Source organism: Clostridium sp. (assembly GCF_036569345.1).
Classification (GTDB): Bacteria; Bacillota; Clostridia; order Clostridiales; family Clostridiaceae; genus Clostridium_AD.
Map to the genome: position 1 here is coordinate 24,772 of NZ_DATCQT010000178.1, position 13,641 is coordinate 38,412.

Consider the following 13,641-nt stretch of genomic DNA (forward strand, 5'->3'; position numbering starts at 1 on the left):
AATATATTATTTATTTAGCCGATTACTCAATTTGAATTTTTATAGCTTTTTTTAAATAATCTATGTTTTTTTCTCGAATTATATATAACTTCTGAGCTTCATCTAAAGACACCTCGCGAAAACTAATAACATCTCCAGGTTTTAACTGTGCTAAAACTGGTATATCTACTGTTATTGCCTCAGCGATCTTAGGATAACCCCCAGTAGTTTGTCTATCAGCTAAAAGCATAATAGGGTTACCATCTGGTGGAACCTGAATAGATCCAAGCGCAACAGCTTCTGAAATCATCTCAAGCGGGTTTTCGAGTTTTAGATTTGGTCCACTAAGTCTATACCCCATTCTATCTGATTGATTTGTAATATCAAATTTACTATTAAAGAAATTACTCTTACTTTCCTCATTAAAATATTCAAACTGTCCACCTTTAATAATCCTTATTACCGGAGAAGTACTGTAATCTGGAAGAAAGTCATCCCCTACAAACCATTTAGAGCATGCAATACTATCATTACCAATAGTCTTGCCTAGCTTGTCTATAATTTTTTTTCCTTTAAAAGTGGGTTTATTTAAATCAATAATATCTCCTTTTTTTAATGCTCTCCCACAAAATCCACCAATTTCCGCCCGTAAATATGTGCTTTTACTTTCCATGGTTTTGATAATATTAAAAGAGCCACAAAAAGCTACATAACATCTAGCGCCCCATATATATTCTCCAAAACTTAAAACACTCCCAGCTTTAACGTATATAGGCCTCCACATCGGGACCTCATTATTATTAATTTTAGGAGACAAATTCCCTCCGCAAATTGAAATTAAAGCATCTTGTTTTATTAAAATTTTAGGTCCCATAAGTGTTACCTCGAGTGTTGCCTCTCCCTCAACATTTCCAACTAATAAATTAGAAAGTCTATGCGAAAATGTATCCATTGAGCCACTTACAATTACTCCATATTTTCTAAAACCATATCTCCCTAAATCTTGAATAGTTGTTAACAATCCAGAATTTAATATTTCAATGCACATTTTGGATTCCCTCTTCTAATTCATAATACTCCTCTCGCGAAATTGCCTTAAACTTAATAATATCACCAGCTCGAAGTAAGCTTGGAATTTCATCTTCCGGTGTAAAAAGTTTTAACGGGGTTTTCCCAATAAGCTGCCACCCACCAGGAGTTGAAATAGGATATACCCCTGTTTGACTACCTGCTATTCCAACAGACCCTTCCGGAATAACAAGTCTTGGAGTTTTCCTTCTTGGAGTTGCAATTTTACTAGACATTCCTGCGAGATATGGAAAGCCAGGAGCAAAACCTATCATATATACTCTATTTTGCACACTACAATGTAAATGTATAACTTCCTCTATTGAGAGATTATTATGCTGAGCTACATAACCCAAATCAGGTCCAAATTCTCCACCATAATAAACAGGTATTTCCACAGTTCTAGGATTATCAATTACCTTATAGTCCATATTTTGTAATACATTTCTTATTATTTCTTTTGCTTCATAATAAGGATTCTTACTTTTCTTACCCTTAATCACCTTTAATGGGTCATAGAAAATTGTTAACGTTACAAAAGCAGGAACATATTCAATCATCCCTTCAAAAGGGTTATTATCAAAGTATTCACATAATGCTTTGATTTTAAAATGTGCATCATCATTTATTTCATCACTTAACTTTATAATTAGTGCAGAATCACCCATAGCATTTATTTCAAAAAAATCTTTTTTAAGCATCAACATCCTCCACCCTTCAATATATTTTTTAAACAATATATTTTTTTTAAAAATTATTTATTTACTTACCTATTATATTAAACGATTTGCTGATACAATTGCAAGTTTTTTTGTTAAAAAATCATAAGAAAATTTTTCTATATGTAAGCCTTGAAAAATATGCATCTTGAATATGTTGCTATTTTCCCTATAAATCCCTGATTAGATAGTGATATGTAAACCTTTATAGTTAAAATAATATATTATGTACATTTTTATTTGATACGAAAAATGCAAGTTTTTTTGCAATTCTTGCATTTTTATATATATTTTAAATGATATCTTGCAAATAAATTCAACATAATGATAGTCTGTTTAATAAAAAAATAATAAATAGTGGATTTATATATATAATGGAAGGGAAAATGAGATTTAAAAAAGGTGTCACCCTTCATGTGGGTGACACCTATATGTTATCTGAATATGTAATTTTTATTTATACAAAAATTTCTCTAACGTAATTTTTTTCCTGAAACTATGTCCACAATAAATACTATAACAGCTACTACAAGTAACAGATGTATCAGACCACCACCAATTTTAAATAAAAGTCCTAAAAGCCAAACGAATACTACTACTCCACCTATCATACGTAAACATCCCATATAAAATACCACCTTTCTTTTACATCTTTATTTATTTGTATGTTAAATTTTTTTAACTATATTATCAAGTATATCAAGATTCTAATATATTCACAATAGATAACTATCCTTGCTTGTTAATATATAATGCCACTTGCCACGTGGGTGGCACTAAGCATAAAAAACTACCAAGTTACATTAATGCAACTTTGTAGTTTTTTATTTTATTTATTACCATCAGATAATTCAAAAGTTAGACGCTAGGTCTTCTTCCCCACCTGTTCTTTTATAAGTAGGTACAATCTCTCTAATCTTAACCATTAGAGCCTCAACATCATCTTGTTCAATAATTACAGCAAGTTCTTTCAATCTCTCTTTTATAACGTCTAAATCGCTGAAAGTAGGTTTGCCAATAAATATCTTTGCATGTTTCGTATTAATAAGTCCTTCTTCACTCATTAGGAGCTCTTCATAAAGCTTTTCCCCAGGACGAAGCCCAGTAACTTCAATTTTAATATCTTTATTTGGCTCAAATCCTGAAAGTCTTATTAAATCCCAAGCTAAATCATATATTTTAACAGGTTTGCCCATATCTAAAACGAATATTTCTCCACCCTGTGCATATGCTCCAGATTGAAGTACTAATTGTGCTGCTTCAGGTATGGTCATGAAGAACCTTGTTATATATTTATTAGTAAGTGTAACTGGCCCACCATGAGCAATTTGATTTTTAAATAGTGGTATTACTGAACCATTACTTCCCAGTACATTTCCAAATCTTACTGCAACGAAATGTGTTCCACTTATTTTGTCAAAAGATTGTATAATCATTTCACACATTCTCTTAGTAGCACCCATTACATTGGTTGGGTTTACTGCTTTATCTGTAGATATCATAACGAACCGTTCTACATTAAATCTATGTGCGCACTCCGCCACATTATATGTTCCAAATACATTATTTTTTATGGCTTCCATAGGACTTTCTTCCATTAGTGGAACATGTTTATGTGCCGCTGCATGGAAAACTATATCTGGTGAATACTTTTCAAAGACATTCTCCAATCGCAACTTATCTCTAACAGAACCTATAAGCACCTTTAAATCTAGTTTCGGATATTTATAATTAAGTTCCATTTGCAGATCATAAGCATTGTTTTCGTATATATCAAAAATAATTAATTGTTTGGGTCCAAATTTTAAAATTTGACGACACAATTCAGATCCAATAGACCCTCCGCCACCAGTGACCATTATTGTTTTATTGTGAATATAACTTGAGATACCTTCCATATCAAGTACCACTGCTTTACGTCCTAATAAATCTTCAATTTCTACTTTTCTAATTTGATTCAAAGAAACTTTTCCATTTATTATTTCATACATACCTGGAATTATTTCTATTTTGCAACTTGTTGTTTTACATATCTCCAGTATCTTACTTCTTTCTTCATCATCTATGGTTGGAATAGCTATAAGTATTGTTTCTATATCTTTTTCTTTTGCGATTGTTGGTATATCCTCTCTACTTCCAAGAACCTTTATTCCCATAATGTTATTTCCTTTTTTATAAGGTTCATCATCAATTACAACTACTGGCATATATTTGCTCTGGTTACTACTTTTCATTTCTTTTATAACCATAGCTGCAGCTGCCCCTGCACCAATTATCATTACTCTCTTTCGGTCGCTCTTTGGGACATCACAATTTACAATACTTTCAAATCTACCATAAATTCTAAATGACATTCTAAATCCGACTATAAAAATAACACTAAAAGCACACGCTATTATACTTACCCCATATGCAAATCCATGTCCAATAACTCTAACAAAGGCAATGGTTGCAATATTTCCAACAAGGCAACCACCAATAGCAAGCATAAATTCATCAATGCTTGCATAACTCCAAAGGCTTTCATAAAGCTTGAAGAGAAAAAAACTAGCTATGTAGATAACTGTTACAATTATCGCTATCTCCTTGTAATCGCTTGAATAAAACTTGAAATTTTTATAATTATATCTAAAATAGAAAGCCAATATATATGCTAAGTTTATTAACACTGCATCACTTAATATTAATATCGGCTTTTTCCATTTTCCTAAAGCTTTCACATTAACACCTCACTTCAAATTACTCCTATTATATCATCATTTTATCCTTAACACATCTTTTAATACAAAATTCAGCATTTACAGGAGAATAAGTCCACCTTTTGAGGCCTTTTATACTTTTATAATGAATAAAATGATATAAACCTTGTCCTAAATATTTGGCTTTTATGGTTTAATAATAAAAATATTTTAAAATTGAAACTATATAGTTAGTATAAACGTTATATGAGTGTAAACCATTAAATTCTATTAATTGTAATTAATAAGAAAGGATGTCGTATTTATGAAATTTATAATTATTGTAATTATATTAGCAATTACATATGTTCTATTAGGAGGCTTAATGAAAGCAGCTAGTAAGTCTGCCCCCTCAATACCAACTATTGGCCCTAAGGATAAAGATAATTAACTTAAGTAAATGGTAGTTCCCTGCTTTAAATGCGACGTTTACTGTGGGGCCTTAATCATTAATCTATTATAATGAAATACAGCCTTCATTTCGAATACACGTCTGAAAGTTCCACTCGTACACTTTGATTTTCACCTTTTACTTCGCTACAATAAATCATATTTTCTCTAAGTACCTTTTTAGACGGAAGCCTAACTGTAAACTTACTTCCTTTTCCAAATTCACTTTCAACATATATATTACCACCATGTAATTCTGAGATTGATTTTACTAAACTTAAACCAATACCCGTACCTTCTGTATTTCGTGATAGCGATTTATCTACTTGCTTAAATCTATCAAATATCATATCCAAGTACTTGTCCTCAATACCGATACCATTATCTTTGACTGATATTTCAACAAATTCTATTTTGTCCTTGACAGCAACAATTATTTCACCACCCACCTCTGTAAATTTTATGGCATTGGATATAAGATTTAGGACTATTCTCTCTATCCTTTCAGTGTCACAAGCAATAATTTTTTCTTCTGTATCCGTATCAAAAATAATGTTTAAGCCTTTACTGTCAGAAAAATTGGTTACAGACATCACTATTTCTTCTACAACCACCACAATATTATTATTTGATAGGTTGAGTTTAAAAAAACCTGATTCTATTTTGGATAAATCAACTATGTTATTAATAAGTTTAGATAATCTATATGAATTTTGCTTAATTGAATCTATATATTTAATAATTGAACCCTTCTTATCATCCAATGATCCACTATTGCAATACCTATCAAATAACTGAGCTGCTGAACATATAACATTTAATGGTGTTTTAAGTTCATGGGATATGTTAACAAGGAATTCTCCCTGTAATTTCAATGTTTTTTCCATGGCTATATTTGACTTTATCTCAGTGGTAACATCTATAATCAAAATTAATATTTCTTGGAGTTCTCCGTGAACATCAAGCATAGGTTCAAAGATAAGATTCCAATATATTTCATTGCCATTTATCATATGCCTTTTCTTATTCCAATACTTGGTTTTCTTTTCTTTTAACACTTCTTTAATACACCTGTTATATTCTTTTGTATTTAATATTTCAAATAATTCTTCGAATTTATAAGCTTGTATTTCCTTGATTGATTTAACATTATATGTGGACAATTCAATAATACTAAATGCCTTTTTGTTTATGTCTTCGATCTTAATATTTTCAATCTTTAAATCTGGACATGACAATCTAACAACAGGTAGGTCAAAAGTATCTATAAGTCCACTTAAGAATTCATATCGACTTCTTATAGATTCTTCATGCTTAAAATAATCTGTCATATCTCTACTACAAAGTACCCCTAAAGTAAATTTCCCCTCACTATTATAAATAGGTGTACCACTAACATCTATTTGTAATGTTTTATGAAGAAATTTTACTGTCATTCTCATATTTTTAAATTTTTCACCTCTCATAACCCTACGAAATGGAGTGCCTTCTAGTTCAATTTTTTCTCCATTTATATCATAAAACTTAGCTTTGTTATACTTATCACTTGTCTTATCTATATATTCATAATACCTATCATTTGTATTTGTAGTGTATTCGTAATATGGAAAAAACATTTTTCTTTCTGATTTATTAAATGATATATATTGTCCTTTATTATCAAAAATAGAAATACCAGCATCTATATTTTCTATGATAGCTTCTAATTCGTTTTTCTGTTCTTCAATTTTCCTAGATTGCTTTATTGTCTCAGTAATATCATGAAAACACGTTACTACCATATTTAAATCACCATTAGTATTGTAAATTGGATTGGAGCTAATTTCCACAAAATACTCTTTATTAGGATGACTTATAAACATCTTATCATTTTTTATTATCTCGCCTCTTAATGCTCTAACTGAAGGAAAATCTTTTAATGGTATTTCATTGCCCTGCATATCAAACATTTTAGTGTTTTTAAAGGCGTCGAATAAATCAATTCCTATATCATATTTATAAACTAACCTTTTTGCTTCTGCATTTATCATTATAAATTTACCTTTATTGTTCACAAGCAATACGCCTTGAGATAAATTTTCAATTACACTAATTAGCTGTGTATTTTGCTCCTCTAACTGCTTCTTTTGATCTAAAATTATCTTATTACTCCTCTTGATACTTTCATTTTCAAAATCCCTTTCGGTAACCTCTGTTATATTTTCCAATATATTACCCCCATTTTATAACTATATATCCCCATACATTTCATCGTTATAAAATAAGCACGGCCTAAACCAGAATTACAATGTGCTTATCTTTATATATTACCATATTTTACATTTTAATGCCATATATTATATTATAGTATTAAATTTTACATTATAATTATATTTTACATTATTATGCGACAAATATCTGAAAACACAGAAAATAAAATATTATCCTTTATTACATTCAAATATAAAAACACTATCAAAGGCTGAAACCCTTGATAGTGTTTTTGATTTATTTACTTAACTTTATATAATTCACTTCTTGAAAGCTATTTATCTCTAAATCTGCCATAGAAATGTCTTGTCTTCCTCCAGCATCGCTATTGATTCCTACACACTTCATCCCTGCATTTTTAGCCGCACGAACCCCATTATTAGAATCTTCAATAACTAGACAATTTTCAGGCCCTACCCCAAGCTTCTCTGAAGCAAAAATAAATATATCTGGTTCAGGCTTGCTTTTCTTTACATAGTCGCCGGTAACAAAAACTTCAAAGTATTTTTCTATTTTATAACTTCAACATATTCTTTTAAGGTAGATAGAGCACTAGAAACATCTAGAGCAAAATTAAGCTTTGCTCTAGATGTTTTTTTATTTTAAATAATCTTTAATTGCTTCTTGCCAAGTTCTAGTTATATCCCCTGTTGTTAATTCTAACATATAATTTCTAAGGACTGAGTACTCCGGTCTTTTTGCTGGCCTTGGAAATTCATCTGTAGTGCAAGGTAATACTTCTATATCAATATTTTTAAGTCTAAATATTTCTTTAGTGAAATCATACCAGGTGCATTCCCCTTTGCATGTGCAATGAAAAACCCCATAATTCTTATTGTCTATTAGATTTATTATAACTTTAGCTAAATCTACTGTACTAGTAGGTGTTCCCCTTTGGTCATTAACTACTTTTAATGTTTTATTAGTTTTACTTAAATTTATCATAGTTTTTACAAAATTATTTCCATCTCCGTAAAGCCATGCGGTTCTAACTATGTAATGTTTAGGATTGTGATTTTTAACTAATTGTTCTCCGGAAAGTTTTGTTTTCCCGTAAACAGTTTGTGGGTCTACTGAATCAAACTCTGTTAGTGATTTATTAACATTACCAGCAAAAACATAGTCTGTTGATACTTGAACAATTTCTGCCCCAATTTCATTTGCGGCTATGGCTAAGTTTTTAGGTCCTATAACATTTATCTTATATGCAATATCTATTTCCGTCTCACATTTATCTACAGCCGTAAGTGCGGCACAATTGATAATTACATCCGGTTTATTTTCATTTACAAATTTATATACCTCTTTAATATTTGTTATATCTAAATCCGATCTGAGCGTTAGTATTAACTCGATATCTTTTTTCTCTTTATATTGATTAGCGAGTTCCCGGCCTAGCTGACCATTTGCTCCTGTGATTAATATCTTCATAACTCACTCTCCTCTTTAGTTTAACTCTATTAAATTATAACCCATTTTGTTAATTATTTGTAGAAAATCTAAAGAATAAAGGATTATTAACGATAAAGGTTAACAGTGGTAATTTAATTTCTTTAACTTTTAACTACATTTTTTTATTTTATCATTAATAATTCGTAATCGGCTAAACATAAAATACAACTAAAGGAAGTGAACACACAGTAGTCTAGCCACCGAATTAAAAGGAGTGAATGCTCTGTTACAAATTCATATTTCTACGATATACGTAAATATGGAATTTTAATAGATAACAATAGTTCTACTATAACCATAAATAAAAATATTTTTAATAACCCTAAAGTTTTTGGTGGCTATTTAAAGGAACAGATTGGTGGTCATGTTTACTGTTTAAGTGGGACAAAAATAACAGTAACAAACAATTCTATAAAAAATAGTGGTGGGCAAGGTATAATATTTTCTTATAATTCAGCAACTAAAAAAGGCACAACAAGTTCAGCTGCAAGCAATAATACTTGCGAAGGCTGTTCATATGTACGCTCTAGCGACTCGGGGAAAATAAAAACATCTATGTGAGGAGGGGCTTCCTTCCAAAACGTCGCTAAGAGGAGTGAAGTAATATGTTAAAATACAATTTCAAAAAAATTATAACCGCAATCATAATATTAATTTTTATAACAACTGTTGGTTACTTTATAAATACATCAAACCATGATGATTTAACAACAAAGGTTGCTGATTCAAACGTAAAACCTTCTATCGCAATCGTTCCGTCGCATGTTAAGCCAGTTTTAACTAAAACTCCTACCATAATAGATGCACAAAAGTATAATCTGGATGTAACGGGAGGAACAGATTCCTCATTTAAGTTTCAAAAAATGATGGATTCATTTCCAAGCGGAGTCTCCATTAAATTACCAAAAGGCACCTATAAATTGTTAAGTATTGTTAAGTTAAAAGACAATATAACATTAACTGCCTCTAATGGTGTTATAGTAAAAGGCATAGGTTATAACACCTTATTTTCCACAGGTAATGATAATAGTTTCCAAGGGATAGAGTTTCAAGATTGCGCTACAGCTTTAAGTGTTTTCAAAAAAAATGGACTTAAGGTAATAAACTGCAGATTTACAAATAATATTGGCTTTTCAGCAATTAATTTCTATGGTGCACGTCATTGCTTTGTTAAAAATTCATATTTCTATGATATACGGAAATATGGGATTTTAATTGATAGTGATAGTTCTAATATTACAATCGACAACAATAATTTTGATAACCCTAAAGTTTTTGGTGGCTATGCGAAGGAGCAAATAGGTGGCCATGTTTACTGCTTAAATGGAACTAAAATTTTTGTCACAAACAATATTTTAAAAAACAGCGGTGGACAAGGTGTTATCTTTTGTTACAATTCAACAACTGGAAAAGGTACAACGGATTCTGTAGCAAACAATAATCAATGTTTAGGAAATGGTCAGGAAGGTGCAACAATATATGGAGGCAGCAAGAAGGTTACTAGTAGAAATTCTTTAATTAATAACACCTGTAAAAATAACAGATTCAACCAATTAGAAGTATGGCAGTCTAATAATAATATTGTTGAAAACAATACAGTAGAAGAATCCTTAGCTGGCATTGGTAATTTAGGAGCTATTTGTCTATTTGATACAACTGGAACAACCGTTTCTGGAAACAACATATTATCAGCGCAAAGTAATGGAATAGTAATAATCGCAGGAAGTACATATTGCAATGTATCAGATAATTGTATAGCTGATACAAATAGGAAAAATGATATAAATACGCCCGAAAAAGGTAATGGAATATTACTTGACTGGAATGGCGTAGCTGATCCCCAACATATAACAATCAACGGTAATGTAATTAGTTCAAGCAATGGAATTATAGCTAAGAGTGGTATATATTCAACCTCTAGTACCAATCATCATAATGAAATAAATAGTAGTATGATAACAGGCTATAAATACGAAGTAAATTGGTATGCCCTAGCTACTTGTGGAAAATAGATGAATTTATTGTAACTTAGCCCAAATTAAAAGGAGTGAATTAAAATGTTAAAAAATAATATTACAAAAAGAATAGCCGCAATCATAATATTGGTTTCGCTATCAACCGTTAGTCCATTTGTGACCCCTACTATAACAGCAGATGCTGCTATTACATCTGTTGTAACTAATACCCCCACTATAATAGATGCCGGAACTTACAACTTGGATACAACAGGAGTTACAGATACTTCAATTAATTTTCAAAAAATGGTAGACTCTTTTCCAAGTGGAAGTACACTTCAATTGCCAAAAGGTATTTACAAATTGTCCAACACTGTTAAGTTAAAGGATAATTTGACCTTAATTGCTTCTAGTGATGTTATAATTAATGGTATCGGAAATAATACTTTGTTTTCCACAGGTAATTATAACAGTTTCCAGGGCATAGAATTTCAAAATTGCTTTACAGCCATAAGCGTTTTTGAAAAAACTGGAGTTAATGTAGCAAACTGCAGATTCACAACTAACATAAATTATTCAGCAATTAATTTTTATGGAGGAAGCAATTGCTTTGTTACGAATTCATATTTTTCAGGTATTAACAAATATGGAGTTTTAATTGATAACGATAGCTCTGATATTACAATTGACAACAATAGTTTTGATAATGCTACAGTTTTTGGTGGATATAGTAGTGAACAGGTAAGTGGGCATGTTTATTGTTTAAATGGAACTAGAATCACAGTATCAAACAATATTATAAAAAACAGCGGTGGGCAAGGTATAATCTTCGGTTATAATTCTACAACTGGAAAAGGCACAACTAGCAGCATTGCAAGCAATAATCAATGCGTAGGAAATGGTCAGGAAGGCATCACTGTTTATGGTGGCAGCAGCAAGGTTACTAATGGAAATAGTGTTATAGGCAATACGTCTATAAATAACAGATTTAATCAAATAGAAGTATGGCAATCAAATAATAACACTGTACGCGGAAATACTGTAGAAGAATCAATATTTGGTCGTGGAAGTTTGGGAGCAATATGTCTGTTTGCTACAACTGGAACAACCTGCACAGAAAACAACGTATTGTCAGCGCAAAGTAATGGTATTGCAATAATTGCCGGGACAACAAACACCATCGTATCAAATAATTTTATAGCTGATACAAATAGAAGCAGTGATATTAACAAAGCTGAGAAAGGTAATGGAATATTACTTGACTGGAATGGAGTAGCTGATCCAGCGTACATAACAATCGAAAACAATAAAATAAGCTCAAGTAATGGCATTATAGCAAAAAGTGGTGTGTATTCAACTTCAAACACCAATCACCATAACACAATAGGTAGTAACATAATAACAGGTTATAAATATGGCGTTCATTGGTATGCTCTTGCCACTTGTGGACAATAAACGTAGATTGATTGCCTTGCCCCTGAAATAAGAGGAGTGAATTGATATTTTTAAAAGTGACATAAGAAAAAGTATAACAACAAGCATATTATTAATTTCTTTACTAAATGGTAGTTTTTTTGTAACTACTACAAAAGCTGCTGATGTATCAGCACAAAGTGTTGATGTAACCGCAAATTCTTACATAGATGCTCAAAAATATAATTTGGATAAAACGGGAATATCAGATACCTCGACTCGATTCCAAAAAATGATAGATTCATATCCAAGTGGTAGTACAATTAAATTACCAAAGGGTATATATAAATTTTCGAGCATAGTTAAATTAAAAGACGGAATGAAATTAATTGCTGATAATAATGTTGTAATCCAAGGTATAGGCAAAAATATTTTATTTGCTACAGGTAATAATAACACTTTTAGTGGTATAGAGTTTCAAAAATGCTCCACAGCTTTGCGTATGCTATATAAAAAAGGTGTTAATATAATAAGTTGCAGATTCACAGATAACATTAGATATGCAGCAATTAATTTTTATGGGTCAAGTGATTGCACTGTTACTAATTCATATTTTTATAATATACTCAAATATGGAATTAAAATAGATAACAATAGCTCTGATATTACCATAAATAACAATTATTTTGATAACCCAAAAATTTTTGGTGGATATGCGGATGCACAGATAAGTGCGCATGTTTACTGTTTAAGTGGAAGTAGAATAACTGTAGCAAACAATATTTTGAAAAATAGCGGTGGACAAGGTATAATATTCGGTTATAGCTCAACATCCGGAAAAGGTACAACCAACTGCATAGCACGTAATAATCAATGTATAGGCAATGGTCAGGAAGGTATCACGATATATGGAGGCAGTAAGAAGATTTCCAGTGGAAACTCTATTACTTACAATACAAGTAAAAATAACAGATATAATCAAATAGAAGTATGGCAATCCGATAATAACATTGTCCGTGGCAATACGGTAGAAGAATCCGTAAAGGGCATTGGAAATATGGGAGCGATATGTCTGTTTGCTACAAGTGGGACAACCTGCACAGCAAATAATGTATTGTCTGCACAAAACAATGGTATTGATATAACAGCAGGAAGCATAAATTGCGTTATAACAGATAATAATATAGCAAATACAAATTTAAAAAATAACACTAAGGCTGCAGATGTTGGAAATGGAATATTACTTGATTGGAATGGAATAGCTGATCCTCAACATATAACAATCAGCAATAATAAAATCAGTTCCAATAATGGAACTATATCTAAGAGTGGTATTTATTCAACTTCTAATACCAATCATCATAACAAAATATATAGTAACATAATAACAGGGTACGAATCTGGACTTCACGAATATGCTAAAATGACTTGTGAAGTGTACTAATTAATCATTACCCTGGAAAATATTCATCACCTTAGTTGATATTAAACAAAGGATAAAAGCTATAATTTTTGTAGACTTTGTCCTTTGTTTTTATTTACAGTTTATACTAAAATGTTAGATTGGATTACCCTTGAACCGTTACGTATACTATAGTATACTAAAGATTACAGCAAATTTGCTAATACGAATATAAGGGGTGAATATATGAATTTTTTAAAAAATAAAGTTGTTAT

12 protein-coding genes are annotated in these 13,641 nt (G+C 30.8%); 5 read left to right on the plus strand and 7 right to left on the minus strand.

What is annotated here, in order from left to right; all coding sequences use genetic code 11:
• Nucleotides 1–22 precede the first annotated feature (22 nt).
• The 4 genes from VIM70_RS18475 to VIM70_RS18490 all read right to left on the minus strand — a co-directional run bounded on the left by VIM70_RS18475 (nt 23) and on the right by VIM70_RS18490 (nt 4,486).
• Nucleotides 23–1,027 (minus strand): biotin-dependent carboxyltransferase family protein, encoded by a 1,005-nt coding sequence (locus VIM70_RS18475; RefSeq protein ID WP_331947257.1) that lies wholly within the window; start codon nt 1,025–1,027, stop codon nt 23–25.
• Nucleotides 1,017–1,748, minus strand: coding sequence for a 5-oxoprolinase subunit PxpB (gene pxpB, locus VIM70_RS18480; protein WP_414648728.1), 732 nt, complete (start codon nt 1,746–1,748; stop codon nt 1,017–1,019). The genes VIM70_RS18475 and pxpB overlap by 11 nt, the downstream gene beginning before the upstream one ends.
• A 491-nt stretch (nt 1,749–2,239) precedes the next feature.
• The gene (locus VIM70_RS18485; RefSeq protein ID WP_331947259.1) at nt 2,240–2,392 is read right to left on the minus strand and encodes a lmo0937 family membrane protein; all 153 of its coding nucleotides are present in this window, start codon (nt 2,390–2,392) and stop codon (nt 2,240–2,242) included.
• A 225-nt stretch (nt 2,393–2,617) separates the two neighbouring features.
• Nucleotides 2,618–4,486: a nucleoside-diphosphate sugar epimerase/dehydratase gene (locus VIM70_RS18490; RefSeq protein WP_331947260.1), complete on the minus strand. Its 1,869-nt coding sequence runs from the start codon at nt 4,484–4,486 to the stop codon at nt 2,618–2,620.
• A gap of 283 nt (nt 4,487–4,769) precedes the next feature.
• Between VIM70_RS18490 and VIM70_RS18495 the strand changes: the two genes are divergently transcribed.
• A complete protein-coding gene (locus VIM70_RS18495) occupies nt 4,770–4,895 on the plus strand; it encodes a hypothetical protein (RefSeq protein WP_331947261.1) in 126 nt (41 codons plus the stop codon).
• Nucleotides 4,896–4,980: 85 nt separating this feature from the next.
• On the opposite strand, the gene VIM70_RS18500 is transcribed toward VIM70_RS18495, so the two are convergent.
• The 3 genes from VIM70_RS18500 to rfbD form a co-directional block, all read right to left on the minus strand.
• On the minus strand, nt 4,981–7,101 hold the full coding sequence (locus VIM70_RS18500; RefSeq protein WP_331947262.1) for an ATP-binding protein: 2,121 nt from the start codon (nt 7,099–7,101) through the stop codon (nt 4,981–4,983).
• Between the two features lie 280 nt (nt 7,102–7,381).
• A complete protein-coding gene (locus VIM70_RS18505; RefSeq protein ID WP_331947267.1) occupies nt 7,382–7,657 on the minus strand; it encodes an HAD-IA family hydrolase in 276 nt (91 codons plus the stop codon).
• A gap of 84 nt (nt 7,658–7,741) precedes the next feature.
• Complete coding sequence (gene rfbD / locus VIM70_RS18510; RefSeq protein ID WP_331947263.1) at nt 7,742–8,575, minus strand: dTDP-4-dehydrorhamnose reductase; 834 nt, start codon at nt 8,573–8,575, stop codon at nt 7,742–7,744.
• A 225-nt stretch (nt 8,576–8,800) separates the two neighbouring features.
• Between rfbD and VIM70_RS23470 the strand changes: the two genes are divergently transcribed.
• The 4 genes from VIM70_RS23470 to VIM70_RS18525 all read left to right on the plus strand — a co-directional run bounded on the left by VIM70_RS23470 (nt 8,801) and on the right by VIM70_RS18525 (nt 13,408).
• Nucleotides 8,801–9,157, plus strand: coding sequence for a right-handed parallel beta-helix repeat-containing protein (locus tag VIM70_RS23470; protein WP_414648729.1), 357 nt, complete (start codon nt 8,801–8,803; stop codon nt 9,155–9,157).
• A 44-nt stretch (nt 9,158–9,201) separates the two neighbouring features.
• Entirely contained in the window at nt 9,202–10,608 is a 1,407-nt protein-coding gene (locus tag VIM70_RS18515) for a right-handed parallel beta-helix repeat-containing protein (protein WP_331947264.1), read from the plus strand.
• Between the two features lie 45 nt (nt 10,609–10,653).
• Nucleotides 10,654–12,006, plus strand: coding sequence for a right-handed parallel beta-helix repeat-containing protein (locus VIM70_RS18520; RefSeq protein WP_331947265.1), 1,353 nt, complete (start codon nt 10,654–10,656; stop codon nt 12,004–12,006).
• A 250-nt stretch (nt 12,007–12,256) separates the two neighbouring features.
• Nucleotides 12,257–13,408, plus strand: a complete 1,152-nt coding sequence (locus tag VIM70_RS18525; protein WP_331947266.1) for a right-handed parallel beta-helix repeat-containing protein — start codon at nt 12,257–12,259, stop codon at nt 13,406–13,408.
• Nucleotides 13,409–13,641: the final 233 nt, after the last annotated feature.

Coding starts and splice junctions, on each gene's coding strand:
- VIM70_RS18475 (WP_331947257.1), bottom strand. CDS start 1,027: ATGTGCATTGAAATATTAAATTCTGGATTGTTAACAACTATTCAAGAT.
- pxpB (WP_414648728.1), bottom strand. CDS start 1,748: ATGCTTAAAAAAGATTTTTTTGAAATAAATGCTATGGGTGATTCTGCA.
- VIM70_RS18485 (WP_331947259.1), bottom strand. CDS start 2,392: ATGGGATGTTTACGTATGATAGGTGGAGTAGTAGTATTCGTTTGGCTT.
- VIM70_RS18495 (WP_331947261.1), top strand. CDS start 4,770: ATGAAATTTATAATTATTGTAATTATATTAGCAATTACATATGTTCTA.
- rfbD (WP_331947263.1), bottom strand. CDS start 8,575: ATGAAGATATTAATCACAGGAGCAAATGGTCAGCTAGGCCGGGAACTC.
- VIM70_RS18515 (WP_331947264.1), top strand. CDS start 9,202: ATGTTAAAATACAATTTCAAAAAAATTATAACCGCAATCATAATATTA.
- VIM70_RS18520 (WP_331947265.1), top strand. CDS start 10,654: ATGTTAAAAAATAATATTACAAAAAGAATAGCCGCAATCATAATATTG.
- VIM70_RS18525 (WP_331947266.1), top strand. CDS start 12,257: ATGATAGATTCATATCCAAGTGGTAGTACAATTAAATTACCAAAGGGT.